We start from the raw sequence: 26,148 nt of genomic DNA on the forward strand, positions 1-26,148 counted from the left end.
CGCCTCTTCGCCAACCTGTCCGCTCGCCCTGCCTCCCCATATGGGGCCTTTCATTTATTTGTAACAAAAATGTAAATGAAATGACCTCTGTGCCCGCCATAACAGTCACTTTCCTGCGTGTCTCAACCAAAAGGACTTCATGATGCACAAGCCCGTCAGTTATGCCGCCCTGCTGCTGGCCAGCCAGTTTCCGCTGCAGGCGCTGGCCGATACCGATGTCTACCTCACCAACAACAGCCCGGATCCGGTCCAGCTGGAGATCCGCCAGAGCGGCTCCGGCGAGCTGCAGGCCGGCAGCCAGTGGATCCAGCACAGGACTGAGCTGGGCCCCTGGGAGAGCGCCATGGTGCTCAGCTTCAACCGCTACGAGGGGGTGAAGGCGGGCAAGAGCTATCTGTTCGAAACCCGGGTCACCACCCCCGGCGGCGACACCTATCGCCTCAATCAACGGATGGAGGGCACCTGGTGGAACAGCACCCTGCAACACGGCGGCGAGACGCCGGCAGACAACTCAGGCTGGCAGAGCGATCGCGCCATCCACCGCCTGAACGGGCCGCAGGAGCTGGCCTTCGCCGCCAAGTTCACCGGCCGCTACGACGATCTGCACTATATGCTCACTCCGCCACAGAAGCGGGAGCAACCGGAACCGGCGGAGAGCAAGCTCAAGGTGGCCAGCTACAACGTCTGGGCGCTGCCGGTGATCGCCTCCAGCATCGGCGAGCGGCTGGCGCTGCTGCCCGAACACCTCAAGGGCTATGACGCCCTGCTGCTGCAGGAGGTGTTCGACGGCCGCCGCGAGGGCTTCCTGCAGGCGCTGGCCAAAGAGTACCCCTACCAGACCAAGGTGCTAGACAAGCCGGGGGTCAACATCCACGACGGCGGCGTGGTGATCGTCAGCCGCTACCCCATAGTGCGCGAGGCCCAGCTGGTCTATCCCCAGTGCACCGGCACCGACTGCTTCGCCGACAAGGGGGTGATGTATGCGGAGGTGATCAAGGGGGGCAAGGCCTGGCACCTGTTCGCCACCCACACCGCCAGCTTTGACACCGACGAGGCGCGCCGCCTGCGCCAGATCCAGTTCGGCCAGATGCGCACCCTGGCCGCCAGCCTCAATATTTCCGCCAGCGACACCGTCATCTATGGCGGCGACTTCAACGTCAACAAGCGCAAGTTTGCCGATGACTACGCCGGCATGCTGGCCAATCTCGACGCCGACGAGCCGGCCTACGGCGGCTACACCGAGGCTACCTTCGATCCCAGGATCAACCCCTATGCCGGCGGTCCGCTCTCCGGCGGCGCCAACGTGGAGTACCTCGACTATCTGGTGGTGAGCCGGGAGTACGGCGCCGCAAGCCACAACCTCAACAGCGTCTGGATCCCGCGCAGCAGCGACGGCAGCCTCTGGCCCGCCAGCAACCTCTCCGATCACTTCCCGGTCAAGGGAGAGATCAGCCGATGAAGCGCCGTTACGGCTTGCTGGCGCTGGCGCTGCTGGCCTTGTTGCTGCTCAACCTGGGCGCACAGGAGGAGCCGGCGCGCCCGGCCCCCTCCAGCCTGGCCCCATCGGACGCAGCTGCGCCCGTGCCGGCACAGCAGCCAGGCTCCCCGGCGCTCGCCTCGCCGGTTGCCGCCACACAGACCGGCTCCGAGCCACCTCCCGCCAGCTGGCGAGCCATGCCGGAGGCGCTGAGCCAGCAGCTCGCCAGCGAGGTAAGCGACAGCGATCTGCCGCTGGCCGAGCGGCTGGCCAATCTGGAAGGTGCAGAGGCCAGCTGGCTTGGCGAGGGGGAGAGTCTGTTTCGGCTGCAGGGGCGCTACGCCCTGGCGCTCGAGCAGCTGGCGCAGGAGAACGAGCAGTTGCCGCTGGCCGAGCGGCTGGATGCCCTCAGCCGCTTGCAGGATGAGTGGGTGGCGGAGCACCCGGATCTGGCGACTGAACTGTTCAACCCGGCGGCCCGGCTGCAGCAGGCACGCCAGCTGTGGGGAGACGAGGAGCTCGCCACCCTGGCCCACCACTTCCTGCCGGCTGCACAGGCCGAGGCGACCCTGCAGTTTGCCGCCAGCCGCCAGCAGCAGCTGGATCAGCGCAGCCGCTACCAGCAGCAGTTGACCGAGCTCGAGCAGCAGCTGGCAGCCAGCCGGGGCAACATGGACGAGGCGAGCTGGCAGCAGCACAGGGAGGCGGTGCTCGGCCAGTTCAGGCGCGACTTCTTCGCCCGTGACACAGCCACACCAACGCAATGAAAAAAGGGCCCTGACGGGCCCTTCGCATTTTCTGGCCATCAGGCCAGCGGGTAGCTGGCCGCCACGCCGTTCTCGCAATGCCAGTTCGCCCACAGCTTGTCGTCGCTGCCCATCAGCAGGGTGGCGAAGTTGCGGGTACGCAGGTAGACGGGGGCGCCGAACGGCTTGATAAGCTCGGCGCGGATCAGCCGGCTCTCGTCGAGGTATTCGGGATCGTCGTTGGTCATGGCCAGGATCCCCATCCACTGAAACTGGGTGGGACAGGGGTGGACGATGCCGGAGGAGACCAGCTGATGTACGTTGAGCCCCTCCCGCTTGTCCTGAATGACCCCGAGGCACCCCACGTGCACGTCGCCTGAGAGGATCAGGGTCTTGCAGCCAGGCTCCTTCTGGCGCCGCTGCCTGGCGTTGTCCAGCAACCGCATGATGAGGCGGGCCCGCTCCCCCTGATGGGCCTTGGCCCGCCAGTGATCCTTGAGATCGTCGGTCAGCTCCTCCTCCCAGGGGGTGGCATCGAACGCCGCCTCGGTGAAGGAGAAGTCGCGATAGACCACGGGCACCCCCGCCAGTACCAGCAGGTGGCCCGTGTCGCAGGCCGCCAGCGCGGCGTTGACCTGATCCCACTGGGACGGGCTCATCACCTGGTCGCGGGTGCGGTTGGCCCGGTTGTCCAGCGCCAGGATCTGGTAGCCCCTGAAACCGAGCCGCCAGGAGTGGTGATTCAGCCCCTTGTCCAGCAGCGCCCCGTTGGCACCGGTGCGCAGCTGGAACAGCCGGAAGTACTTGGTGGCGGCGGCATAGATGGCCTGATAGACCTCGCAGCGCTGCAGATCCTCGGGGTAGCTGCCCCAGCCATCGAAGATGTCGTGGTCGTCCCACATCATGGCGCTCGGCACCCTGGCCAGCATGAAGGCAACCTCGAGGCGGCCCCACTGTTTGCAATAGAGGTCGCAATAGAAACGGTCGAGCTGCTCCACCATGGCCCGGGTCGCCTTGCGCTTGACCTTCTCCGCCCGGTCCAGCTCGTTCCAGGCCTTGAGGGTCGGCACGCTCGTCCAGAGGGAGTCCGCATAAACCTGATCTCCTCCCATCAGCAACAGGGAGAAGGGATGGGCCTTGTGCTCCGCGGCCAGCTTGTCCCACATGACGTAGGGGGCCGGGGTGGAGGTGAGCAGCTTGAAGTCGGAGAAGCCGTTGCAGGAGGCGTAGCCTATCCGCACCGGCTCCTTCTTGCCCGGCAGATGGAACTGCCACTTGTCGTATCCCGCCAGATCCTGCGCCGGCTTGTTGTCCAGCAGGATCTCGTAGTCGACGGGGGTGCCGGCCTTGCTCTTGGGACTGGCCTGCCAGACCAACCGCCAGAAGCCGCCTCTCGGGGTATCCGCCTGCTTGCTGGCGGCCAGCAGCTCGCCGTTGATCCGCACGGCCGCACTCTTGCAGCTGGCCTGCGCCATAAAACAGATGCTGTACTCGGTCTCTGACTCGAGGCCCAGCAGGGGGCCCATTACCAGACTGGTCATTCGTCATCCCTCCATGGTGAAACCCATGGAGCATAGCGAAGCGACCGCTATTTGATAGTGACCAGGTGGGCAAACAGAAAGGGTCAGGGTTTGGCCCCGACCCTTTCACTGTTTGGTGCTGCGATGAACCGGCCTGTCACACCGGTCATGACGGGAGGCGCTACGCCTTGCCCTTGAACTGCTTGACGCTGCGCTTGGCCTGGGTGCGACGGTTGGCCTGTTTGTCGCGGGGGGCGCGCTTGCCCTCCCCGCTGGCTGGCTTGTCGGTCACCGGGAAGCCGGTGAGCTCGGCCAGCGGCAGCTCGCGCCCGGTGAGGGAGCGGATCGCCGCCAGGGTGTCGGCCTCGCCATGGCAGGTGAGGGAGATGGCGAGCCCGCTGCGCCCGGCCCGGGCGGTGCGGCCGATGCGATGCACGTAGACGGGGGCGCTGGCGGGCAAGTCCAGGTTGATCACCAGCGGCAGCGCCTCCACGTGAATGCCGCGCGCCATCAGATCGGTGGCCACCAGCACCCGCACCTTGCCCGCCTTGAAGTCGCCAAGCGCCTGTTCGCGCACCGCCTGCTCCTTCTCACCGTGCAGGGCCGCCACCGCGATGCCCGCCTTGGCCAGCTTGCGGGCCACCCCGTCGGCGTCGTCGCGAGCACTGATGAAGACCAGCACCTGCGGCCACTCGTGGGCCTTGAGCAGGCTGATGAGCGCCGGCACCTTGCTGCTCTTGTTGACCAGATAGAGCCGCTCCTCGATGTCGTCGGCCACGCTGTTGCGGGGATCCGCCTCCACCCGCGCGGGCTCTTTCAGCAGACCGGTTGCCAGCGCCTCCAGCTCGGCGGGCAGGGTGGCGGAGAAGAGCATCTGCTGCCGCGCGTCCGGCATCGCCTTCATCAGCCACTGGATATCGGGCCAGAACCCCATCTCCAGCAGGCGGTCCGCCTCGTCCAGCACCAGAGTGCGCAGGCCGGCCAGGGTCAGCAACTGCTGGCCCAGCAGATCCCGCAGCCGCCCCGGGGTCGCCACCAGCAGCTGCGGCCCCAGCGCCAGCTCGGCCTGTTGCTGCGCCTGTTCCACCCCGCCGCACAGGGTCACCAGCCGCAGACCCAGCCCGGCGGCCGGCCCCTGCAACGCCTCGCTCACCTGCACCGCCAGCTCTCGGGTCGGTACCAGCACCAGCCCCTGCACCTCTGCCAGGGCGGGATCCAGCCGCTGCAGCAGCGGCAGGCCGAACGCCAGGGTCTTGCCGCTGCCGGTGCGGGCCAGCGCCAGCAGATCCCGTCCCGCCAGCGCGGCCGGGATGGCCAGTTGTTGTACCCGGGTCGGGTGCTGAAGATTGGTTGGCAGGGCCGCCAGCAGGGCGGGGGCAAGGGCGAGTTGGTCAAAGGTCATGGCACGGTACGGATAAGCAAGTGGGAGGGCGAAGTCTAGTGAGCGGGGGCCCATAAGTAAAACCCAATCCGCTCAGGTGCCGGGCCGCCGCGCCAGGGTGCCGCTGGCTACACTTCAGAAAACCTCTCAAGGCGGAGCTACCCGACCATGACCCGATCCCCCACCCTGCCCCTCTTGCTGCTGCTCGCCCTGCTGGGGCTGACCAGCCTGGGGCTCTCCCGCGCCGATCCCCAGGCCCCCCCCGCCGCCAAGCCGGTGCGCATCATCAACGCCCACCTCGGCGAGCTGCCTGGGCTGATCAATGCCGACAAGACGGGTCCTTTCGTGGATCTGGTGCGCGCCATCGACGATCTCTATCCGGATATCAGCATCCGGATCACCATCTATCCCCTCGCCCGGGCCATGGCCGGGGTGATCGCCGGCACCGCCGACTTCAGCCTGCCCGCCATCCGCAACCTGCAGGATGCCGACCTGCTGCCCTATCGCTTCAGCACCCGCAGTTTCGGCAAGGTGACCCACGTGCTCTACAGCAATACCGACCACATCATCACCCCCGACATGGCCTACGGCATAGTGCCCACCAAGCGGGATCTGCTGATCGAGGCGACTCCCGGCTTTCTGCCCATTCCGCTGCAGCGGTCGATGAGCATAGAGCAGTCTCTGCGCAAGCTCTCCCGCGGTCGCATCGATGCCTTCATCTGGGCCCAGGAGGAGGCCGACCTGATGTTGCGCCGGCTCAAGCTCACCAGCATCCATCGGGAACATCTGGGGGATTTCGAGGATGTCTTCATCATCGCCAAGGGGCCCGCCGGCGACGAGATGGATCGCTTCCTCGGCGAGGCGATTGACCGGCTCGCCGCCTCCGGCAAGCTGGCCGAGATCTACGCCAGGTTGCACCGCCCCTATGTGGAGTGGCAACCCAAGCCCTCATCACAGCCGGTCGCCACGTCCCCCTGACGTCAGCCGCCCATAAAAAAATCCCGCCGGGGCATGGCCCCGGCGGGATTTTTGTCGACCCGACGCGATTACAGCACGGCCAGGGCGGCGGCGTAGTTCGGCTCGTCGGCCACTTCGGCCACCAGCTCGCTGTGCAGCACCTTGTCGTGCTCATCCAGCACCACGATGGCGCGGGCAGCCAGACCCACCAGCGGGCCGGAGGAGAAGGCCACGCCGTAGTCCTGCAGGAAGGAGACGCCACGCAGGGTGGACAGGTTCACCACCTTGTCCAGACCCTCGGCGCCGCAGAAGCGGGCCTGGGCGAACGGCAGGTCGGCGGAGATGCACAGCACCACGGCGTTGTTCAGGCTGCTTGCCTGCTCGTTGAACTTGCGCACTGAGGTGGCGCAGGTCGGGGTATCGACGCTCGGAAAGATGTTCAGGATTTTGCGCTGACCGGCGAAGTTCGCCAGGGTCACGTCGGAAAGATCCTTGGCCACCAGGGAGAAGGGCTTGGCCTGTTCGCCGGCAACCGGGAAGTGACCGGCGACGGAAACCGGGTTGCCTTGCAGAGTAACGGTATTGCTCATGTTATGTCCTTGATTATCGAGGGAGGATCAGGGCCTCCAGTATAGGCCCGCCGGGCGGGGACAAACACCCGCCAATCACAGGGATATAGGATCGCCAAAGCACTCGTCTGGAGGAGCAGAAAGAAAGGGGGTTGACCTTGGACTTAACACCAAGGTTTACACTCGGCTCAGTCATCCAGGATCCCGCAGGGGCGGGGTCCCTCAAGAGGAACGCACCATGAGCAAATCCTGCTGCAGCCATCAGCACGCCGCCCCCATCAAGGCCGTCAGCAAGGCGGCCGCCTCCCAGGCCGAGCACAGCCACACCAGCCACTGCTGTGACAACACGGCAACGGCCAGTTGCGCGGCCACCCCGGCTCCCCACGATCATCAGGCGCGCGGGGTCTCCGACGTCCCCGGTGACGAAGAGCCCCCCAGAGGGGGCTGCTGCACCGACACCAAACACGACCATCACCATGAGCAGGGTCATGCGCACGATCACGCCTCCGCCGCGGACGAGCCGCCGCTGGACGCCCCCGAGCAGAACAGCCGCCGCCACAGCTGGCAGGTGCTGGGGATGGACTGCCCCAGCTGTGCCCGCAAGATAGAGACGGCCGTCAGCCGGGTGAGCGGCGTGCAGCAGGCCCGCGTGCTGTTTGCCACCGAGAAGCTGGTGGTGGATCTGGCCCCCGGCCTCTCCCCCGATCCCGTCACCGCCGCCGTGCTGGCCGCCGGCTTCCAGCTCAAGGGCGAGCGCAGCGGCAAGCAGGAGTCCGGCCGCGAACGCGGCCCGCTGCAGACCCTGCTCGGCAAATATTGGCAACCGCTGTCGCTGGCCGGCCTGATGCTGGTAGCGGCCCTGCTGCCGAGCCAGATCGGTCAGCCGCTGTTTACCCTGGCCACCCTCTGGGGGCTGTGGCCCATCTCTCGCAAGGCGTGGGCGCTGACCAAGAGCGGCTCCCCCTTCGCCATCGAAACCCTGATGACGGTCGCCGCCGTGGGGGCCCTGTTCCTCGGCGAAACCGCCGAAGCGGCCATGGTGCTGCTGCTGTTCATGCTGGGGGAACATCTGGAGGCCTACGCCGCCGGCCGCGCCCGCGCCGGGGTCACCGCCCTGATGGCGCTGGTGCCCGACAAGGCGCTGCGCATCCGCACCACTGCCGAGGGCGAGGTGCGGGAAGAGGTGGCCGCCGATGAACTGCGTCCAGGCGACATCATCGAAATCGCTCCGGGCGCCCGTCTGCCGGCCGATGCCCGCCTGCTCGACGCCCTCGGCGCCTTTGACGAGAGCGCCCTGACCGGCGAATCCATCCCGGTGGAGCGCCGTCAGGGTGACAAGGTGCCCGCCGGCAGCCTGGCGGCGGATCGGGTGCTGCGTCTCGAAGTGGTGTCCGAGCCCGGCAACAACGCCATCGACCGCATCCTGCATCTCATCGAAGAGGCCGAGACCCAGCGCGCCCCCATCGAGCGCTTCATCGACCGCTTCAGCCGCTGGTATACCCCGACCATGATGCTGGTCGCCCTGCTGTTGGTGCTGGTACCGCCACTCGCCTTCGGCCAGAGCTGGGACGAGTGGGTCTATCGCGGGCTGGCGCTGCTGCTGATCGGCTGCCCCTGCGCCCTGGTCATCTCCACCCCGGCGGCGGTCACCTCGGCGCTGGCGGCAGCCACCCGGCAGGGGGCCCTCATCAAGGGGGGCGCCGCGCTGGAGCGCCTCGCCCACATCGATACCCTGGCCTTTGACAAGACCGGCACCCTGACTCTGGGCAAGCCGCAGCTGACCGAACTGGTGAGCCTCAATGGCCAGCCTGAGGCCGAGCTGCTGGCACTGGCAGCGGCCATCGAGCAGGGCTCCCACCACCCGCTGGCCCGCGCCGTGGTGACGGCGGCCGGCGAACGGGGCCTCAGCCCCGCTGCGGCCCAGGAGTTGCGCGCCCTGCCCGGCATGGGGGTGGAGGGTCGCATCGACGGTACCCTCTGGCAGCTGTTGGCACCGAGCCGGGTCGCCACCCTGGATGCGGCGATGCAGGCCCGGGTTGCCACCCTGGAGCAGCAAGGCAAGACGGTGGTGGTGCTCGGTCAGCCTGACGCCGCCCCGGCGGCCCTGCTGGCTCTGCGCGACCAGATCCGCCCCGAGGCGGCCCCGGCCCTGCGCGAGCTGAGCGAGCTTGGCCTGCAGAGCATCATGCTGACCGGTGACAACCCCCGCGCCGCCGAGGCCATCGCCGGCGAGCTCGGCATGGGCTGGCGCGCCGGCCTGCTGCCGGAGGGCAAGGTCGATGAGATCGCCAAGCTCGGCCTCACGCAAAAGGTTGCGATGATCGGCGACGGCATCAACGACGCGCCGGCCATGAAGCGGGCCAGCATCGGCATCGCCATGGGGGGCGGCACCGACGTGGCGCTGGAGACCGCCGATGCGGCGCTGACCCACAACCAGCTCGGCGGGGTTGCCGCCATGATCCGACTCTCCCGCGCGGCACTGGCCAACATCCACCAGAACATAGCGCTGGCGCTGGGGCTCAAGGCCATCTTCCTGGTCACCAGCCTGCTTGGCATCACCGGCCTGTGGATTGCGGTGCTGGCCGATACCGGCGCCACCGCCCTGGTCACCGCCAACGCCCTGCGCCTGCTGCGCAAGCGCTAAGCCGGCCGTTAACGGCACAACCAACAGCCGTCCCCCTCGGGACGGCTTTTTTATTGCACAGCCTTCGACGGCAAAGAAAAAGCGCGGCTGCCGGTCGGCAGTCGCGCTTTGCTTACTCTCTCGGTGTTATCCCACCCTTGGCAAGGTGGAATTCAACCCTGGGCTGCCGAGCCAGCCCCGGGCTCGATGGGAATGACTACTTGGCGCTGCACTCCTGGATCACCGCGGTACCGGCCTTGGCACCGGCCGGGTCAACTTTCACCAGCACGCTCCACAGCCCTTGCGGCAAGGTGATGCTGTTGTTGGCGCTGCCCGCCTGGGAGAAGGCGAAGGGGTAACCGGTCTCCGCCTTCAGCGCACCGCCACCGTTGAGCAGGTACTCCTTGCTCCAGTCCTCGTTGGCCACCTTGAACTCGGTGCTGCCGGTGTAGTTGAAGGCCGCCTGATAGATGGCGAGATCGCCATCCATTCCCTTGTAGCTCAACTGGTACTGGGGCTGAGCATTCCAGCCGGAGAGCTCGCCCTTGACGAACAGGTTGTAGCCGAGCGGATTGCCCGCCACCGTGTCCAGCACCTTGCAGCTCTGCACCGGCTCGGTAAAGCTGACGCTCAGGGTGGGCTTGTCCTTGTTCATGGCAGTAAAGACGAACTTGTAGCTGCCCGCCTTGGCCAGATCGAGCCCGATGTTGCCGGTATCGCCACCCTTGCAGAGGGTCAGCGGGGTGCCGACCACCAGCTTGTCACCGGCGTTGCAGCTGCCGTAGTTGAGGGGACCCCAGCTGGCATCCGCGATCTTGACGTTGGTGGTGCCCAGCTTGTCGCTGCTCACCTCGGTGGTGAACTCGTACATGAAGTTGCTGGTGAAGGTCATCTGGTTGGTGTTGCCCCACTCATCGAGAAACCCCTTCAGATAGACGGCGGTGTCACCAAACGGCGGTACCGTGCTCAGATCAGTCTTCTTGCCGACCGGCAGGCCGCTGCCCTGGGCACCGCTCTGCGGCTTGACGAACACCGCCGCCGACCAGGCCCCCAGGGTCAGGGTACCGCCATTGACGGCGGCATCGCGGGCGATGCTCTCGCCGCCGTGGTGGGCCGGGCTCAGCTGCAGGCTGGCCAGGTCGATGGGCTGATCGTTGCCGTCACGGAAGTCGCTGACGCTCTGGGGAGCATTGGTGGCGTTGATCATCACCACCAGACCGTCGATGGCCGGATCCAGATCCGCACCCGCATTGACGCCGTCATCCACCGTCATCACGATGAGGCCGGGCACCTGATCCGGGCCGGTATTGCGAAAATCGACCCGCTTGATCACCTCGGCGCCACTGCCCAGACGCAGCAGACGGGAAGATTGACGCAGCTCGGCCAGCTCCTGATAGAAGCCCACCATGGTCGCCATGTCGGCACCGCTCGGCTTGACGTGCTTGCCGAGCACCTGCTCGATCAGCGAATAGTTGTCGCCATCCTTGTCCTTGCGCGGCAACCCCTTGTTGAAGTTGTTGTCGGCCAGGGTGTAGTCGACCCGGTTGTACCAGTCACCCGAGTCGTAGCTGTCCCGCTCCATGGACTTGGAGCGCAGCAGCTCGACACCGGCGTGGGTGAAGGGAATACCCTGCCCCAGCATGGCGGTGGCGAGCGATACCCCCTGCATCCGCACCAGATCGGCCCCTTGCGGCGCCTTGTAGATCAGGTTGTCGAACAGGGTCTGGTTGTCGTGCTTGTCGACGTAGTTCTGGATTTCGGTCGGATCCTGGGCATAGCCCGCCGGCTGACCGTTGTAGTCGATGTCGGCCCCCTTCTTCGGCATCCCGTCCTTGTCGGTCAGAATGAACTCCTTCAGGTTGCCGGCCATGCCGAGGCGCACCAGGTCGCTCTGATGCAGGGCGGTGGCGCGATCGACGCCGTCCATCTCGTTGGCATCCACCAGGGCGCCGTTGCCAAAGCCCTGGGTCTTGCGAATGGTGTCGCCGCCGTCGAACGGACTGCCACCGCGCACCGCATCCCGCAGCCGGTCGGAGAAGGAGCCGATGCCGGTGCCGGCCAGGTGTTTCTGGGTCGCCTGCACGAAGCGCTTGTCATCCTGCACCTCGCCGAAGTTCCAGCCCTCGCCGTAGAAGTACATCTCCGGGTTGACCTTCTTCACCGCAGCCAGCGCCTGCACCATCTGATCTTTCGGGTGGTGGCCCATCAGGTCGAAGCGGAAGGCGTCGATCTTGTAGTCGCGGGCCCAGGTGACCAGGGAGTCATCCATCAGCTTGGCGAACATGGCGTGTTCCGGCGCCGTGTTGGAGCAGCAGGTGGAGTTCTCCACCGAGCCGGTCTCCGGATTGAGGCGCTGATAGTACCAGGGCACTATCTTGTCGAGCACCGACTTGGGCCCGAGGCCCGCCTCGTTGGTGTGGTTGTAGACCACGTCCATCACCACGTTCATGCCGATGTTCTGCTTGATGGCCTTGACCATTTCGCGAAACTCCAGGATGCGCTGGCTGCCCTCGGCGTTGGTGGCGTAGGAGCCTTCCGGGGTGGTGTAGTGGTAGGGGTCATAACCCCAGTTGAAGGAGTCGACGCCGCGCAGGTAGCCGTAGAGCTCCTGCACCTGCGGGTTCTCCTTGCTGTCGCCCCCTTGCAGATCGCCGAGCACGGCTGCGATGGTCTGGCCGCTGCTGCAGTAGCCGGCGAACTTGGAGTTCTGCACCTCGGGGTTGACCTGGCACAGCTTGCCGAAGTCATCGCCGATGTTGGCGACCTTGGCCGGATCCTCGTTGACGGTGGCGATGTCGAACACCGGCAGCAGGTGCAGGTGGCTGACGCCGCTCTTGGCCAGCGCCTGCAGGTGCTTGACCGGCGCCGTGTCGGTATCGGTCAGGCCGAGGAACTTGCCGCGGTGCTCGGCCGGGGTGGAGTCGTCGTTGCCGGTCAGATCGCGGACATGGGCCTCATAGATGGTGATGTCGGCCGGGTTCTGCTGGCTGTGGGGCGCCTTCAGGCTGTCCCACCCTTCCGGCTTGAGGGCCGGATCGTTGAGATCCACCACCTGGCTGAACTCGGAGTTCATCGCCAGGCTCAGGGAGTAGGGGTCGGTCACCTGATAGGATTCCAGCTTGCGGCTGACCGGGTGATAGACCTGGATGTCGTAGCGGTAGAACTTGCCCACCAGCTCGCTGCCCCCCTGCACGCTCCAGCTGCCGCTGGCCTCGTCCAGGGTCATGGTGCGCTCGCCGAGCGACTTGTGCTGCTCGTCGAACAGCGCCAGCTTGACCGATCTTGCGGTCGGCGCCCACAGCCGGAAGGTGACATTGCCCCCCTCCACCACGGCGCCATAGGTCAGCTTGGTGGCCGCCTCGCTGTAGAGGGCATCGAGGGCGCCGGCGCTCTGCACCAGGGTCGCCCCCTGCAGAATACCGTCGGCGTCGGTACCGATGGCCACCAGCTCACCCTTGAGCAGCGGCTTGAGATCTTTCCCGGCCGGCAGGGCGAAGGCGGCAGCATCTTTCAGATGCGGATACTTGGCCTGCTGCTCGGCGGTCAGGCTGGTCGGGGTAAGGGTGATGTAGGGGAAGTCGAACACCCCTTCGGCATTGGCCTTGATGGTGCCGGACTCGGTGTAATAGAGGCGGACATGGGGCTTGTCCTTGCCCCCTTGCCAGATCAGGGTGTTGCCGTCGATCAGGTGGGCACTGGCGCCCGCCACGCCGAAGGCGGCGGTGAAGGCCTCGGCGCGGCTGCCGAAGATCTCGTTCTTGCCGGCGACGATGGCCACGGTGCGGTCCGGATGATCGCTGAAGACCACCTTCATGTCGCTGCCGGTCAGGTTGGCCAGATCACCGTTACGGGCGATAAAGTTGATGCACCCTTCCACCTTGCTGAGGGGCACCACCCAGCTCGGGCCGAAGCCGTCGACCGCGGCCGGGGTGTTGGCCTTGTCGTCCCAGCCCGCGTTGAGGCCGCTCTCGGCGGTGGCGTTGCAGGCGTCGTTGTTCCACAGGTGCAGGCTGTAGTTGGCGAAGGGGCCAGTGACCCCGCGGGCGGCGCTGGTCTGGGTATCCACCAGGGCGATCACCGCCTGATCGGGCCCGGCCACCAGCTGTTCGGCCGGGGGTTGTACATTGGGCAGACGGGCGACTGGGCCGTCCGAGGGTTCCGGGGTGGGGGAAGTGCTGTTGTCATTGCAGCCGGACAAAAGCGCGAGCAGTGAGGCTGTTACCAGCGCCACCTTGGTCTTTTTCATATCCATTTTTTTATAATTCCCGCTGTAGTTAGTCTCGATATTCGAGTACCCGGTCATTGCCGAGCGGGGCCATATTAATCAGCTGAAATCGTTTCAAATGTGAGCAGGAAGGCAAAAAAGTTAACCTCTTTCAACAAGATAACGTTTTCATAACGAAAATCGGATCGGGCTCACAGACCCGTCGTCCGTTTCGGCCCATACCAGCGGAAGGCGCGTCCAATTTCGGAAAAAAAGATTTCCGATCAAATGGATAAGTGAACAAGAGCGAGCAAAGGAGCAACCGGAGATGAAACGGATTGAAGAGCAGGCCAGGCGGCTGGATCAGGAGTATCAGGGGATTGCCCAGCTGTTCGACCAGTTCTGCCAGCAGGCGGGCACCCTGGCCGAGCAGTACCGCTTCTTCAACTGGCCGGATTATGAAGATACCCCGCCCCTTGCCCGCGCCTTCACCCTGCTGGGGGAGCCACGGGAGCTGCGGCTGCGCTGCCAGCCGGGGGAGCGCGGCAGTTTGAGCGGTCTCATCCAGGTGTGCGGCGAGGATGGCACCGTCCACGCCAGCCTCGGCTTTCATCCCGACGGCCAGCTGCAGCTGGAGTCGGGCCGGCTGCTGGACAATCCACCCGGGCTGCTGCTCAAGCTGCTGCTCGGCGCCATCTGGCAGCACAAACCGGACGATGTGCAGGGCCCGCCACACTGAGCCAGAAAAACAGGAAGGGGCCTTGGCCCCTTCCTGCTGTTGCGGCCAACCGGCCAGGATCAGGGGGTGCCCACCTCTATGGTGACGTGCACCAGCTCCTCGTGAATGGCGAGCCGTGCGCGGATCTCGCTGGCGGAGAGCGGCGCCGCCATCAGCAGGGAGAGCACGCAGGCATACTGCTGCTGCCCCACCCGCCAGACGTGCAGATCGCGGATCTCGGTCTGTGGCAGCTCGGCTATCACCTCGCGGATCTCTGCCACCAGCGGCGCATCCATCTCGGCATCCAGCAGCACCCGGCCGGAGTCGCGCAGCAGCCCCCAGGCCCACACCGCCACCAGCACGGCGCCCACTATGCCCATCAGAGGATCGAGCCAGTCGGCCCCCCACAGCATGCCCCCCACCAGCGCCAGAATCGCCAGCACCGAGGTGGCCGCATCCGCCAGCACGTGAATGTAGGCGGCTCGCAGATTGAGATCCTGATGGCCGTGATGATCGTGTGAGTGATCGTGGTCGTGATGATGGTGGTGATGACCGTGATCATCCTTGAGCAGCCAGGCACAGGCCAGGTTCACCAGCAGGCCGACGATGGCGATGGCGATGGCCTGCTGGTAGTGGATCGGGCTGGGATCCAGCAGCCGGAACACCGACTCGAACAGCATCATGCCGGCCACCCCCACCAGCAAGAGGGCGCTGGTGAAACCCCCCAGCACTTCGATCTTCCAAGTACCGAAGCTGAATCTGTGGTCGCGGGCGAAGTGGCGGGCGGCGCGGTAGGCCAGTACCGACAGGCCGAGCGCCAGCGCATGGGAGCTCATGTGCCAGCCGTCGGCCAGCAGTGCCATGGAGTTGTAGAACCAGCCGCCACCGATCTCCGCCACCATCATGACGACGGTCAGCAGCACGGCCCAGCGGGTCTTCTGTTCCGCCAGCGGATTCCCTTCGTGGACGACGGGTTGGTGGCAGTGGGATGAGGCGAGGGATGACATGGATTTCTCCTGAGGACGAAGATGCAATATACTATACCCCAGTATAGTTTTATTGATCGAGAGGATCCTGCATGTCACACACCATTCACGGCAAGAAGAAGCTGCTGGCGCGGGTGCGCCGCATCAAGGGGCAGGCAGGGGCACTGGAGAGCGCGCTGGAGCAGGAGAGTGACTGCGCCGCCATCTTGCAGCAGATCGCCGCCATTCGCGGCGCCGTCAACGGCCTGATGCTGGAGGTGCTGGAGGGCCACATGCGCGAGCATCTCGGCGCCGAAGAGGCGACCCCGGCCGAGCGGCTGGAGGATCTGGATCAGGTGGTACGGGTGTTGCGATCCTATCTGAAGTAGAGCCGGTGGAGGGGGCCGCGAGCGGCCCGCATCATCCCGTTTACGGCTGGGCGGCATCGCTCCGCCAGCCCGCGCCCCTTTCAGACTTGAGCCCTCGCCGGCTTTACGCCATGATGACCGCCGATCATTGATCGCCATACCCTGGATTCCATTTCGCAAGGACCCCCCATGTTTGAACACGTCGATGCCTATGCTGGCGACCCCATCCTGACCCTGGTCGAGACCTTCCACAAAGACACCCGCGAGCAGAAGGTGAACCTGGGGATCGGCCTCTATTACGACGAGCAGGGCCGCATTCCGCTGCTGGCCTCGGTACAGCAGGCCGAAGCCCAGCGCGCCGCCGCCCCGGCCCCGCGCCCCTACCAGCCGATGGAAGGCGCCGCCAACTACCGCACCGCGGTGCAGCACCTGCTGTTCGGTGCCGACCACGAAGCGGTCAAGGCGGGTCGCATCGCCACCATCCAGACCATCGGCGGCTCAGGCGCGCTGAAGATCGGCGCCGATCTGCTCAAGCGCTACTTCCCGGCCTCCGAGGTGTGGGTCAGCAATCCCACCTGGGACAACCACAAGGCGATGTTCGAGGGCGCCGGCATCAAGGTGCACGACTACCCCTACTACGATGCGGCCACCGGCGGCGTGCAGTTTGACGCCATGATCGACTGCCTGAGCGCCCTGCCGGCGAAAAGCATCGTGCTGCTGCACCCCTGCTGCCACAACCCGACCGGGGTGGATCTCTCCCGTGCCCAGTGGGACCAGGTGATCACGCTGGTGGTCGAGAAGAACCTGATCCCCTTTATGGATATTGCCTACCAGGGCTTTGGCGACGGGCTGGAAGAGGATGCCTACGCCATTCGCGCCATGGTGGCCGCAGGCGTCAGCTTCTTCGTCAGCAACTCCTTCTCCAAGAACCTCTCCTTCTACGGCGAGCGCTGTGGCGGCCTGTCGGTCATCTGCCAGGATGCCGAAGAGGCGGGTCGGGTACTGGGCCAGATGAAGGCCACCGTGCGCCGCAACTACTCCAGCCCCCCCACCCACGGCGGCCAGATCACCGCGGCCGTGATGAGCCAGCCCGAACTGCACGCCATGTGGGTCGGTGAAGTGACCGAGATGCGCACCCGCATCAAGGGGATGCGCCAGAAGCTGTTCGAGGTGCTGAGCGCCAAGGTGCCGGGCCGCGACTTCAGCTACTTCATCAACCAGCGCGGCATGTTCAGCTACACCGGCTTCACCCCGGAGCAGGTGGACCGCCTGCGCGAGGAGTTCGCCGTCTACCTGGTGCGCTCCGGCCGCATGTGCGTGGCGGGCCTCAACAGCCGCAACGTCGACTACGTGGCCGACGCCATGGCCGCCGTGCTCAAGGGCTGATCCCCGCAAGCCCCGCTCAGGCGGGGCTTTTTGTTTGTCCCGTTTGCTCGTGGAACCGTTATGGATCTCATTGCCCTCTCCCGCCTCGGCGGCCGCCACCTGGTTACCCTGCACCTGCTGCTTGACAGCCAGAGCGTCACCCGCACCGCCGAGCGGCTCTGCACCACCCCCTCCACCGTCAGCAAGACCCTCAACCAGTTGCGGGATCTGCTCGGCGATCAGCTGCTCTACCGCCAGGGCAACCAGCTGTTGCTGACCCCGTTCGCCGAGCGGCTCGGCCCCACCCTGCACCGGCTGCTGAGCGAGCTCAACGGCCTCACCGGCCAGGGCGGCTTCGATCCTGTCAGCTGGCAGGGGCAGCTGAAATTTGCCCTGCGCGAGAGCGGCATGGTCTGGCCCATGGGGCCCATCCTGGCGCAGCTGATGCGCGAGGTGCCGGGCCTGGTGCCCGACATCCGCAACAAGGATGAGCAGGGGCTGGCGGCCCTGGCGGCGGGCAAGCTGGACTTCGTGATCCTGCCCCACGATCAGAGCCAGCCCCTGCCCCGCCAGCAAGGGCTGGTGTGGGAGACATTGCGAGAAGACAAGCTGGTCTGCCTGCTGCGTGCGGATCACCCGGCGCTGGCGCGGCCCTGGGATCTCGATGCCTACCTGAGCTGGCGCCATATCGCCATTCGTGATCAGGAGCTGGCCAACCCCTTCTTCGAGCAGAGCCTGGCCCAGTTGCAGGTGCGCCGGCAGATCGCCGCCATCCTGCCCGATTTTGGCAGTGCGGCGACCCTGCTGCGCCAGAGCGATCTGATCCTCACCGCCGTCAACGGCTGGGCCGAGCAGGCGGCCCCGCACGATCTGGTGAGCCGGCCAGTACCGTTTGATTACGGCGCCGTCACCCACAGCCTGGTATGGTACGGCCCGGCCGGAGAGGAGCCGGCGCGACGCTGGTTTCGCCAGCGGATCCTGCAGCTGGCCCGCGAGTTGGCATGATGAGGGTCGTACCCGGCACAACCTGTGCCGGGTACGACCGTGCTCAGGGTTTCTTGGTGTAGATGGGGCCGGGGAAAGGAGAGACGTTGTTGCCCAGCTCGGTGATGCGGGCAGCCCCCTGCTTGCGCACCTGATCGACCCGCAGCACGTGGTGCATGGGGATCATGGTGCGATTGACGTCGGCAAACTCACTCTTCAACTTCTCGTGGCTGGGGTCGACGATAAGCGCCGTGTGGTTGTCCCACACGAAGTTGGCGATCTCGATAAAGCCGAACAGCTGACCCTGGCTCACTTCCCTGACATAGACTTCGTAACGCTCGTTGTGACAAATGAACTGCACTCGATATAAGGCGTTGGATTCACTCATGTTCGTCTGTTGATGGTGGGCGATTGACCCATTCTAGCCGCCCCCTCGCACAGCTCAAATAGACAGCAATCACAGTTACGTCATCTCAAGACTCAGGCAGCAAAAAAGCCACGCCGAACCGCTCGGTTCGCCGCCCAATCTTGCCTTGTAGTATTAAATCCCTTTGCGATCAGTTGATTAGCATCAATCTACTCAGAGCAGCGGCGGCAGAGTGACGGGGCCAAGCCCTGCCGCCGCCAGCGCAGCAGCCAGTTGCTCCAGCTCCTCTCGCGTCGCCTGTGGCCAGTCCTGCGCCGCCCCGCGCACGCCGTGATGGCGAAAGCCGTTGAGGCGGATGGGCACGGGCCCGAGAGAGTGCAAGAAGGCGGCGAGCCCGCCATCCAGCGTGCCGTCGGCGGCAAGATAGTCGCTCTGCCCCGGCACCTGCAGCAGGCGCACCTCCACCAGCTTGCCCGCCTGCGCCAGCAGTTGCAGCGAGGCCAGCACCCGCTCGCGGCCATAGCCGGTCAGCGTGTGATGCACAGAGTCGTGCCACCCCTTGAGGTCGATCATGGCGCCGTCCAGCACCGGCAGCAGCCGCTGCCAGCCAGCCTCGGCGAGCGAACCGTTGCTGTCGAGCAGGCAGTCGAGACGGGCCAGATCCGGCGCCCCCTTGATGGCCGTGAACAGCGCGATCACAAACGGCAGCTGGGTGGTGGCCTCACCGCCGGAGACGGTAATGCCGGTCAGCAGCGGGCCGTAGCGGCGCAGCAGGGCCAGCACCTCGGCCACCGTCATGGCGGCGGTCTTGGGGCTGGCACTGCGGGGGCAGACATCGAGACAGGCATCGCAATCGGTGCAGCGCGCCGCCTGCCAGCTCACCCGTCCCTCGTGCAGGGTCAGCGCCCCGCTCGGACAGCCGGGCACGCAGTCACCGCAGTGATCACACAACCCTATGGTGTGCGGATTGTGGCAGCCGGGGCAGGCGAAGTTGCAGCCCTGCAGAAACAGCACCAGCCGGTTGCCGGGGCCGTCCACGCAGGAGAAGGGCAGCCAGCGGCTCACCGTTGCGCTGCGCGCCGCCCCTGCCCGCCTGTCGCACTCAGTAGTCACACAGGGTCGCCTCGCGTCCCACCACCCGCGGCGCCCGCTGGCGGATCCCGGTCAGCTCGCTCGCCTCGGCGCCGAGGCAGGTGGTCTGCAGCCGCGAGCCCTCGGTCGCGAAGCGGGCCACGTCGCTCTTGCGGATCATGTAGCCGGTCACCCGCACCAGGTCGCTGTCCGCCACGTTGGCGGTGAACTCGCGCATGCCGATGGCGAGCGCCCCCTTGCAGAGCTGCAGCAACGCCTGCGGGTTCTGGCGGATGGTGGGATCCAGGGTGAGGATCTCGCTGATCCCGGAGTGATAGAAGCCGTGGTGGGGTGCCAGCGCCAGCACGTGGCTGGCGGGATCCGGCTCCTCGCCATAGGGGATGCGCACCCCGGGGGTCACCCCGCGATCCACGCTGAGCCCGCCCTGGGAGTGGAGCAGGGCGCGGCCGCCCCAGGCGTGACGCTGCGGCGTTTCGCTCACGTGGCGGGCGAGCTGGGCCGAGATGCGATAGCCCAGCTGGTTCGCCTCTTCGTCACGGCCGTAGCGCTCCGGCAGATTCTCCTTGTCCATCAGAAGGTTGACCGCCTCGGCCATGCCGTAGATGCCGAACATGGGCACGAAGCGATCCTCTTCCAGCAGCCCCTCCTGCACCAGGAAACTGTCGAAGAAGCCGGACTCCTGGTGCAGGAAGGCGGCACGCGCCTCGATCAGGCGGGAGGCGAGGCGGCAGTAGTGGGGCAGCAGGCAGCCCAGGAAGTCGTCGATGCCGTGGGCCTGCTCGGCCACCCGCTTGAGGGAGACCCGCACCAGGGTGTTGGCGCCGCCCGCCTGGGGCAGGGCGTTGTAGCAGCTGACGATGCCGAAGCCGCGCTCATCGAAGGTGTTGCGATGCAGTGGGTAGTTGGCGATGTGGGGCTTGCTGCAGGCCGCGATGTTCTTCACCCCCTGCAGCAGCAGGCTGTCCGGGGTCTGCGCCGGATCGTGGAACAGAGTGAGGTTGGGGGCCACCTGCTTGAGTTCACCGTCGATGCGCAGGATCAGGCGGCAGAGCCGGTTGTCATCCGGGCCTATGTTGACGTGCATGAAGGCATCCGGCAGTACCCGGTCCAGGTAGATCCAGAACCCCTTCAGCTTGCGATAGAGGGTCTCGTCATCCAGCTCACCGACGAAGGGCAGCAGCAGGTGGTCGAGCCGGCCCAGCCAGACCGGCATGCCGGTGACGGAGGGCACGTGGTGGTAGAGGATGCGCAGGGCATCGAGCGCCTCGTCAAAATCCTGCGGCGGTGCCAGCTCCAGCCAGGCGGAGCCCTGGCGCAGAAACTTCTCGTAATCCGGCAGCACATAGCGCGGCTTGTAGGGAGCGTGCCCCTCGAACATGTCGCAGACAAAGCCCTTGGCCATCGCCTCGCTCACCTCGGCGGGCAGCTCGGGATAGGGCAGCGCATTCTCGGCGGCCAGCGCCAGGGCATGGCTCTTCTGGGCCGGTGACAACAGGGGATCGCGCACGATGCGCTGGCAGGTTTCGGTGAAGGACATGGCTCGCTCCTCGACGGATGGGAGCTAAATCCTCACACTTGGGAGGTGTTTTTTGAAGTGACATTCACAACATGGCGGATATCCAATGAAGACATCCGCCATGCAGGATCACGGGCCTAGCCCAGCCAGGGCAGCAGCTGGGCCACGCCCCCCTGCCAGCGCAGCAGGAAGAAGCCCCCCATGCCGACCACCACCACCAGCAGGGTCGGCAGCCGCAGCAGGGTCAGCGCCGTCACCAGCAGGGTGGCGACCAGGTAGTCCGGATCCCAGCTCAGCCCAGCGCCCGGCTGGTAGCTGAAGACTATGGGCAGCCAGATGGCGGTCAGCACCGACTGGGCCGAGAAGCTGAGGAAGGCCCCCATCTCGGCGCCCGGCTGATAGCGGGTCAGCCGCGAGAAGAAGGCGAAGCGGTTGAAGAAGGTGATCAGGGCCAGCAGGCCTATCATCAGCCAGCTCATGATTACCTCCTCATCCGGTGCAGCACATAACCCACCAGCATGCCGGAGAGCGCCGAGATGATGATGTAGACCTCCGCCAGCAGCGGCTTGGTGAGCAGCGCCATGGCCCCGCTCACCAGGGTGGCCGCCACCATGGGCAGGTTCTTCATGGCGGGAATGGTCATGGCGATGAAGGTGGCGGCGATGGCGAAGTCCAGCCCCATCTGATCCAGCCCGTCGATGTACTGGCCGGCGGCGATGCCGAGCAGGGTCGCCACATTCCAGAACAGATAGAAGACGAAGCCGGCGATGAGCGCGTAGGCCGGATCGAAGCGGCCGCTGCGCTCCCTGTCTTTGAGCGCCACCGCGAACATCTCGTCGGTCAGGAAGAAGGCGAGACTGGCGCGCCAGCGCAGGGAGAGCGGCAGCACGTCGCGGCGAAAAGTGAAGCCGTAGAGCAGGTGCTGAGAGGTGATGACGAAGGTGGAGCCCATGATGGGCAGCAGCGGCGTGCCTGCCCCGAACAGGGTGGTGGCCGACAGCTGGGCGGCGCCGGCATAGACCAGCAGCGACATCAGCTGGGCCTGCAGCGGGCTCAGTCCCACCTGCAGCGCCAGGGCGCCGCACAGGATCCCCCAGGGGATCACCGAGATGGAGAGCGGCAGAATATCGATGGAGGCGCGCCACCAGAGCGCACGGGTACTCTCGGCACCGACGGACGGAGAGAGGGTTGCTGACGGCATGGGATCATCCTTGTTGCGGCCACGGCGAGCCGGAAAAACTAGCACAGCACGGGGACGGATACCAAGAGGCTGCGGGTAAAGAAAGGAGGGAGCCAAAAAACAGAACGCCACCCGAAGGTGGCGCGCTGCAGAGAGTCAGGGCTGAATGATGATGGGAGTGCCGGGTTCGATGGCGTTCCACACTTCGTCCAGATCCTTGTTGAGCATGGCGATGCAGCCATTGGTCCAGTTGGACGGCTGCAAACGGGTGTTGCCTATGCTGTTGCGCTGACCGTGGATCATGATCATGCCGCCCGGTCGCACACCCATCTCGTTGGCCGCCTTGATGTCGTCCAGATTCGGGTAGTTGATGTGGATGGCCTTGTAATAGTTGGAGTTGGTCTTCTTGTAGTCGAGGATGTAACGGCCTTCCGGCGTGCGCTGATCCCCTTCCCGCTGCTTGTGCCCCTTGGGAGCCGGACCCAGAGCGATCCAGTAGCGTTTGACCTCCTTGCCATCCTTCATCAGGGTCAGGCTATAACTCGATTTCTTCACCACCACCATATCGGCGGACAGGGTGGCAAAACTCAATGCGGGCCACAGCCCCAGCAAACACAGTAATACGGCTCTCATTCCATCCCTCGGCAAGCCTCTGGTAAGGGCTTTTCTGTTACCAAATCATCTGAACTGCACCGCCTGGTGTGGCGGGCGAGCGCCATCATATTGGATCGCCATCAATACTCAATATATCCAGAGAAACATATCCCGCGCCATCTTTTATAGATTGTTACAATTAACTGCCAAAACAACGGGATAACCCCCCTATCTCGGGATAGTCCCGGGTGGGACATTGGGGGAAGATAAGGCGCTTTTCACCTCTCAGGAACCTCACGATGCGATACCGACTCTCACTGCTGCTCCTGCTGCTCTGCTCCCCCCTGCAGGCGGCCGAGCCGCTCTGGCTGCGCGAGCCCGCCCTCTCCCCCGACGGCAAGCAGCTTGCCTTCACCTGGCAGGGCCGCGTCTACCTGAGTGCGGGGGATGGTGGCAGCGCCGTGCCCCTCACCGACGGCAGCTATCTGAGCCAGCGCCCGCTCTGGTCGCCGGATGGCAAGCTCATAGCCTTTGCCGCCAACCTCTACGGCAACGAGGACGTGTTCGTGGTGCCGAGTCGCGGCGGCGAGATGGTGCGGCTGACCCGCGACTCGCGCCCCGATCTGCCCCAGGCCTTCAGCGCCGATGGCAAGCAGCTGCTGCTGAGCAGCCAGCGCCTGACCAACCCCGACGCCGATCACTTCGTGGCGGAGGGGTATCGGGCCAGCAACCTCTACTGGACGCCGGTTACCGGCGGCCCGCTGACCCCGGCCCAGCCCCTGCCGGCCACCCTGGCCCGCCCCCACGGCAACCAGCTGGCCTACCAGATGCCGGGCATGGATCAGCCGTTTCGCAAGCATCAGCATTCGTTCGCCGTCTCCCGCCTCTGGCTGTTTGACGGCAAGCAGCATCGCCAGCTGACCGAAGACAGGGTAGCCGCCAGCGATCCGGTCTGGGATGAGCAGGGCAAGCAGCTCTACTACCTGAGCGAGCGCAGCGGCGACTTCAACGTCTGGCAACGGGATCTGGCCAGCGGCCAGGATCGCCAGCTCACCCACTTCAAGGGTCACCCGGTGCGCGGCCTCAGTGCCTCCCGCCAGGGGGATCTGGTCTGGTCCTGGCAGGGGGAGCTCTACCGCCTCGATGCAGGCAGCGACACCCCGCACAAGCTCGCCATCCAGCCGCTGTTCGCCAAGGTGCCGGCCGAACAGAGCTGGCAGCCCGGCCCCATCGACGAGGCCATCGCCCGCCAGGACGGAGAAGAGGTGATCCTGGTCAGCCAGGGGGATCTCTACGCGGTCGACACCCGGCGCGAGCGGGTACGCCAGCTCACCCGCCACCCCAGCGAACAGTCGGCGCCGCGCTATCTGGATAAAGAGCAAGAGCTCATCTACCTCTCCGAACAGGAGGGGCCGGCGGCGTTGTATCGCCTCAAGAAGGAGCAGCCGGACACCCTGTTCAGTGCCCCCGGCACCCTGATCGAGGAGAAGCTGCTGGCCATCCCGGGCGCCGCCATCAGCGTGCCGACCCTCTCCCCCGACGGCAAGCAGCTCGCCTTCGTGGTGGATGGCCAGGCCGTCCATCTGCTGGATCTGGCCAGCGGCAAGCAGCGCCAGCTGGTCGCCGCCGAGTTCAACCCCTCCCGCCATGCGGTGGAGCTGGCCTTTGCCCCCGATTCGCGCCACCTGGCGCTGACCATCCAGCCCGACTCCAGCCAACAGGAGATCGCCGTCATCGACACCCGGGATGCCAAGGCCAAGCCGGTCAACGTCAGCCTCAACGGCTATCGGGATGGTGAGCCGGCCTGGAGCCAGGATGGCGGTATTCTCTATTGGCAATCCACCAAGTACGGCGTGCTGGGGGCCGATGGCGAGCCCCTCGGCGGCAGCCTGCTCGGCCTCTACAGCAGCCGCGCCGCCAGAAGCGATTTCCTTGCTGAACAGGCACCGCCCAAGGCTGGCTACGGCTTCGAAACCGACCGGCTGGCACACCGCGAGGCGCTGCAGTTGCAGCCAGAAGGCACCGTCCTCGCCAGCCGCATCGTCGACGATCACCTGGTCTATCTGGTGGAGACCAGCGGGGCCAACGGCGAGAGCGAGATCAAGGGCTACGCCCGGGATCTGCGCAAGGGCGAGACCAAGCTGCTGTTTGCCGAGCAGCCGGGGCCGGCACTGGCCAGCCTCAACCAGGATGCCAGCCTCGCCACCCTGGTGCGGGAGGGGGAGATCGCCCTCATCGATACCCGCTCCGGCGAGGCCAGCAGTCACCCCTTCAATCTGCTGATCACCGCCAGCTGGCAGGATCGGATGAGCGCCGCCTTCGACCAGATCACCCGCCTCACCCGGGACGAATTCTACCGGGCCGACATGAACGGGGTGGACTGGGATGGCTACGTGGCCGCCTATCGCCGCCTGCTGCCCGGCATCAGCAACGAGCGTGACTTCGGCAACCTGCTGGCGGAGCTGGCCGGCGAGCTCAATGTTTCTCACACCTGGGGCAGCGTCCCCGACTCCTCCCTGCGCATGCCGGACGACACCGCCAGCCTCGGCGGCTACTGGCGCGAGCGGCAGGGAGCGGTCGAGCTGGCCGCCCTGCTGGCCGGCGGCCCGCTGGAGCAGGAGACGGATCTGGCGCCGGGCGCCCGCCTGCTGGCCATCAACGGCACCGAACTGCACAGCCTCAACGAGCTGGATGCCCTGCTCAACCATCAGGCCGGCCAGCGGCTGGCCCTCACCCTGCTGCCCAAGGGGGCCAAGGAGCCGCACCAGCTGGAGGTCACCGCCATCAACCAGCAGCAGGAGTATCAGTTGCAGCTCGACGGCTGGATCGCCAAGCGCCGCAGCCAGGTGGAACAGTTGAGTCAGGGGCGGGTCGGCTATGTCTATCTGCCGGAGATGAGCAGCGCCGTCTATGAGGAGGTGGTGGCCGACGCCCTCGGCCGCCAGCGCAACCGCGAGGCGCTGATCGTCGACGTGCGCTTCAACAAGGGGGGTTATCTGGCCAACACCCTGGTGGAGTTCCTGACCGGCAGCGGCAGCGCCCAGGGCATGGCCAGCAGCTGGCCGCGCCTTGGCAAGGGTGAGACGGACGCCGCCACCCGCCAGTGGACCAAGCCCTCGGTGGTGCTGGTCAATGCGGGCAGCTACTCGGAAGGCTCGGCCTTTCCCCAGTACTACCGCACCCTCAAGGTGGGCCCCATCGTCGGCGAACCGGTGCCGGGCACCGGCACCATGGTGTACGGCCACACCTCCAGGCTGATCCCGGGCCTCGCCTACGGCATCCCGACCCTGGGGCTGCGCAACCCCGACGGCACCCTGTACGAGAACCAGGAGCTGATCCCGGACGTGCAGGTGGCACTGACCCCGGCCGACATGGTGGCAGGGCGCGATCCCCAGCTGGAAGCCGCAGTGAAGGCCGCCCTCGCCCAGCTGCCGGCGGCCAGATAAGTCCGCCATAAAAAGAGGAGCCGGCCGGGCTTGCCCGGTCGGCTCCGTCGGCTCCTATGACAGACATCAAGGGCGC

At 65.9% G+C, this 26,148-nt stretch carries 20 protein-coding genes; 9 read left to right on the forward strand and 11 right to left on the reverse strand.

The window, feature by feature from the left end; genetic code table 11:
- Positions 1 to 142: 142 nt before the first annotated feature.
- Together ACB031_RS16625 and ACB031_RS16630 are read left to right on the forward strand one after the other, a co-directional pair.
- The gene (locus tag ACB031_RS16625; RefSeq protein WP_139396737.1) at positions 143 to 1,459 is read left to right on the forward strand and encodes a sphingomyelin phosphodiesterase; all 1,317 of its coding nucleotides are present in this window, start codon (positions 143 to 145) and stop codon (positions 1,457 to 1,459) included.
- The gene (locus tag ACB031_RS16630) at positions 1,456 to 2,244 is read left to right on the forward strand and encodes a hypothetical protein (protein WP_371139916.1); all 789 of its coding nucleotides are present in this window, start codon (positions 1,456 to 1,458) and stop codon (positions 2,242 to 2,244) included. The genes ACB031_RS16625 and ACB031_RS16630 overlap by 4 nt, the downstream gene beginning before the upstream one ends.
- Before the next feature lie 38 nt (positions 2,245 to 2,282).
- On the opposite strand, the gene ACB031_RS16635 is transcribed toward ACB031_RS16630, so the two are convergent.
- Positions 2,283 to 3,764 carry an alkaline phosphatase D family protein gene (locus tag ACB031_RS16635; RefSeq protein WP_201877415.1) on the reverse strand — a complete coding sequence of 494 codons (1,482 nt, stop codon included), beginning with the start codon at positions 3,762 to 3,764 and terminating at the stop codon, positions 2,283 to 2,285.
- Positions 3,765 to 3,924: 160 nt separating this feature from the next.
- The gene (locus ACB031_RS16640) at positions 3,925 to 5,145 is read right to left on the reverse strand and encodes a DEAD/DEAH box helicase (RefSeq protein WP_139396742.1); all 1,221 of its coding nucleotides are present in this window, start codon (positions 5,143 to 5,145) and stop codon (positions 3,925 to 3,927) included.
- 147 nt (positions 5,146 to 5,292) lie between these two features.
- Here ACB031_RS16640 and ACB031_RS16645 point away from each other — a divergent pair, with 147 nt between their 5' ends.
- Positions 5,293 to 6,102: an ABC transporter substrate-binding protein gene (locus ACB031_RS16645; protein WP_371139917.1), complete on the forward strand. Its 810-nt coding sequence runs from the start codon at positions 5,293 to 5,295 to the stop codon at positions 6,100 to 6,102.
- A 68-nt stretch (positions 6,103 to 6,170) separates the two neighbouring features.
- On the opposite strand, the gene tpx is transcribed toward ACB031_RS16645, so the two are convergent.
- Positions 6,171 to 6,671 carry a thiol peroxidase gene (gene tpx, locus ACB031_RS16650; protein ID WP_017765270.1) on the reverse strand — a complete coding sequence of 167 codons (501 nt, stop codon included), beginning with the start codon at positions 6,669 to 6,671 and terminating at the stop codon, positions 6,171 to 6,173.
- A 217-nt stretch (positions 6,672 to 6,888) separates the two neighbouring features.
- Here tpx and ACB031_RS16655 point away from each other — a divergent pair, with 217 nt between their 5' ends.
- A complete protein-coding gene (locus ACB031_RS16655) occupies positions 6,889 to 9,294 on the forward strand; it encodes a zinc/cadmium/mercury/lead-transporting ATPase (RefSeq protein WP_371139918.1) in 2,406 nt (801 codons plus the stop codon).
- A gap of 196 nt (positions 9,295 to 9,490) precedes the next feature.
- Here the strand turns inward: ACB031_RS16655 and pulA are convergent, their stop codons facing one another.
- The gene (gene pulA / locus ACB031_RS16660; RefSeq protein ID WP_010635172.1) at positions 9,491 to 13,525 is read right to left on the reverse strand and encodes a pullulanase-type alpha-1,6-glucosidase; all 4,035 of its coding nucleotides are present in this window, start codon (positions 13,523 to 13,525) and stop codon (positions 9,491 to 9,493) included.
- Between the two features lie 280 nt (positions 13,526 to 13,805).
- On the opposite strand from pulA, the gene ACB031_RS16665 reads away from it, so the two are divergent.
- Positions 13,806 to 14,216: a hypothetical protein gene (locus ACB031_RS16665; protein ID WP_371139919.1), complete on the forward strand. Its 411-nt coding sequence runs from the start codon at positions 13,806 to 13,808 to the stop codon at positions 14,214 to 14,216.
- A 59-nt stretch (positions 14,217 to 14,275) separates the two neighbouring features.
- Here ACB031_RS16665 and dmeF read toward each other — a convergent pair whose 3' ends face one another.
- Positions 14,276 to 15,202: a CDF family Co(II)/Ni(II) efflux transporter DmeF gene (gene dmeF, locus ACB031_RS16670; RefSeq protein WP_371139920.1), complete on the reverse strand. Its 927-nt coding sequence runs from the start codon at positions 15,200 to 15,202 to the stop codon at positions 14,276 to 14,278.
- A gap of 71 nt (positions 15,203 to 15,273) precedes the next feature.
- Here dmeF and ACB031_RS16675 point away from each other — a divergent pair, with 71 nt between their 5' ends.
- The 3 genes from ACB031_RS16675 (at position 15,274) to ACB031_RS16685 (ending at position 17,898) form a co-directional block, all read left to right on the forward strand.
- Positions 15,274 to 15,549 carry a metal/formaldehyde-sensitive transcriptional repressor gene (locus tag ACB031_RS16675; RefSeq protein WP_005308614.1) on the forward strand — a complete coding sequence of 92 codons (276 nt, stop codon included), beginning with the start codon at positions 15,274 to 15,276 and terminating at the stop codon, positions 15,547 to 15,549.
- Between the two features lie 168 nt (positions 15,550 to 15,717).
- Entirely contained in the window at positions 15,718 to 16,914 is a 1,197-nt protein-coding gene (locus ACB031_RS16680) for an aromatic amino acid transaminase (RefSeq protein WP_371139921.1), read from the forward strand.
- Between the two features lie 60 nt (positions 16,915 to 16,974).
- Complete coding sequence (locus tag ACB031_RS16685) at positions 16,975 to 17,898, forward strand: LysR family transcriptional regulator (RefSeq protein ID WP_017780434.1); 924 nt, start codon at positions 16,975 to 16,977, stop codon at positions 17,896 to 17,898.
- Positions 17,899 to 17,941: 43 nt separating this feature from the next.
- On the opposite strand, the gene ACB031_RS16690 is transcribed toward ACB031_RS16685, so the two are convergent.
- The 6 genes from ACB031_RS16690 to ACB031_RS16715 all read right to left on the reverse strand — a co-directional run bounded on the left by ACB031_RS16690 (position 17,942) and on the right by ACB031_RS16715 (position 22,665).
- Positions 17,942 to 18,265, reverse strand: coding sequence for a DUF1820 family protein (locus tag ACB031_RS16690; protein ID WP_005308607.1), 324 nt, complete (start codon positions 18,263 to 18,265; stop codon positions 17,942 to 17,944).
- Positions 18,266 to 18,457: 192 nt separating this feature from the next.
- The gene (locus ACB031_RS16695) at positions 18,458 to 19,309 is read right to left on the reverse strand and encodes a YjjW family glycine radical enzyme activase (RefSeq protein ID WP_252604797.1); all 852 of its coding nucleotides are present in this window, start codon (positions 19,307 to 19,309) and stop codon (positions 18,458 to 18,460) included.
- Positions 19,310 to 19,346: 37 nt separating this feature from the next.
- The gene (locus ACB031_RS16700; RefSeq protein WP_371139922.1) at positions 19,347 to 20,873 is read right to left on the reverse strand and encodes a YjjI family glycine radical enzyme; all 1,527 of its coding nucleotides are present in this window, start codon (positions 20,871 to 20,873) and stop codon (positions 19,347 to 19,349) included.
- Positions 20,874 to 20,989: 116 nt separating this feature from the next.
- Complete coding sequence (locus ACB031_RS16705) at positions 20,990 to 21,331, reverse strand: AzlD domain-containing protein (RefSeq protein ID WP_017780431.1); 342 nt, start codon at positions 21,329 to 21,331, stop codon at positions 20,990 to 20,992.
- A gap of 2 nt (positions 21,332 to 21,333) precedes the next feature.
- Positions 21,334 to 22,053, reverse strand: a complete 720-nt coding sequence (locus ACB031_RS16710; protein ID WP_123247134.1) for an AzlC family ABC transporter permease — start codon at positions 22,051 to 22,053, stop codon at positions 21,334 to 21,336.
- A 135-nt stretch (positions 22,054 to 22,188) separates the two neighbouring features.
- Positions 22,189 to 22,665: a murein L,D-transpeptidase family protein gene (locus tag ACB031_RS16715; protein WP_005308598.1), complete on the reverse strand. Its 477-nt coding sequence runs from the start codon at positions 22,663 to 22,665 to the stop codon at positions 22,189 to 22,191.
- Between the two features lie 260 nt (positions 22,666 to 22,925).
- Between ACB031_RS16715 and ACB031_RS16720 the strand changes: the two genes are divergently transcribed.
- Positions 22,926 to 26,072: a S41 family peptidase gene (locus ACB031_RS16720; protein WP_371139923.1), complete on the forward strand. Its 3,147-nt coding sequence runs from the start codon at positions 22,926 to 22,928 to the stop codon at positions 26,070 to 26,072.
- The last annotated feature ends 76 nt before the right edge of the window (positions 26,073 to 26,148 follow it).

Source organism: Aeromonas sp. S8(2024) (assembly GCF_041403085.1).
GTDB lineage: Bacteria > Pseudomonadota > Gammaproteobacteria > Enterobacterales > Aeromonadaceae > Aeromonas > Aeromonas dhakensis.

Excerpts from the sequence above, each read along its gene's own strand:
- ACB031_RS16710 (WP_123247134.1), bottom strand. The coding sequence starts at position 22,053 with ATGCCGTCAGCAACCCTCTCTCCGTCCGTCGGTGCCGAGAGTACCCGT.
- ACB031_RS16720 (WP_371139923.1), top strand. The coding sequence starts at position 22,926 with ATGCGATACCGACTCTCACTGCTGCTCCTGCTGCTCTGCTCCCCCCTG.
- ACB031_RS16630 (WP_371139916.1), top strand. The coding sequence starts at position 1,456 with ATGAAGCGCCGTTACGGCTTGCTGGCGCTGGCGCTGCTGGCCTTGTTG.
- pulA (WP_010635172.1), bottom strand. The coding sequence starts at position 13,525 with ATGGATATGAAAAAGACCAAGGTGGCGCTGGTAACAGCCTCACTGCTC.
- ACB031_RS16655 (WP_371139918.1), top strand. The coding sequence starts at position 6,889 with ATGAGCAAATCCTGCTGCAGCCATCAGCACGCCGCCCCCATCAAGGCC.
- ACB031_RS16700 (WP_371139922.1), bottom strand. The coding sequence starts at position 20,873 with ATGTCCTTCACCGAAACCTGCCAGCGCATCGTGCGCGATCCCCTGTTG.
- ACB031_RS16665 (WP_371139919.1), top strand. The coding sequence starts at position 13,806 with ATGAAACGGATTGAAGAGCAGGCCAGGCGGCTGGATCAGGAGTATCAG.
- ACB031_RS16685 (WP_017780434.1), top strand. The coding sequence starts at position 16,975 with ATGGATCTCATTGCCCTCTCCCGCCTCGGCGGCCGCCACCTGGTTACC.
- ACB031_RS16635 (WP_201877415.1), bottom strand. The coding sequence starts at position 3,764 with ATGACCAGTCTGGTAATGGGCCCCCTGCTGGGCCTCGAGTCAGAGACC.
- tpx (WP_017765270.1), bottom strand. The coding sequence starts at position 6,671 with ATGAGCAATACCGTTACTCTGCAAGGCAACCCGGTTTCCGTCGCCGGT.
- ACB031_RS16675 (WP_005308614.1), top strand. The coding sequence starts at position 15,274 with ATGTCACACACCATTCACGGCAAGAAGAAGCTGCTGGCGCGGGTGCGC.
- ACB031_RS16715 (WP_005308598.1), bottom strand. The coding sequence starts at position 22,665 with ATGAGAGCCGTATTACTGTGTTTGCTGGGGCTGTGGCCCGCATTGAGT.
- ACB031_RS16680 (WP_371139921.1), top strand. The coding sequence starts at position 15,718 with ATGTTTGAACACGTCGATGCCTATGCTGGCGACCCCATCCTGACCCTG.
- ACB031_RS16645 (WP_371139917.1), top strand. The coding sequence starts at position 5,293 with ATGACCCGATCCCCCACCCTGCCCCTCTTGCTGCTGCTCGCCCTGCTG.
- ACB031_RS16625 (WP_139396737.1), top strand. The coding sequence starts at position 143 with ATGCACAAGCCCGTCAGTTATGCCGCCCTGCTGCTGGCCAGCCAGTTT.
- ACB031_RS16690 (WP_005308607.1), bottom strand. The coding sequence starts at position 18,265 with ATGAGTGAATCCAACGCCTTATATCGAGTGCAGTTCATTTGTCACAAC.
- ACB031_RS16640 (WP_139396742.1), bottom strand. The coding sequence starts at position 5,145 with ATGACCTTTGACCAACTCGCCCTTGCCCCCGCCCTGCTGGCGGCCCTG.
- dmeF (WP_371139920.1), bottom strand. The coding sequence starts at position 15,202 with ATGTCATCCCTCGCCTCATCCCACTGCCACCAACCCGTCGTCCACGAA.
- ACB031_RS16705 (WP_017780431.1), bottom strand. The coding sequence starts at position 21,331 with ATGAGCTGGCTGATGATAGGCCTGCTGGCCCTGATCACCTTCTTCAAC.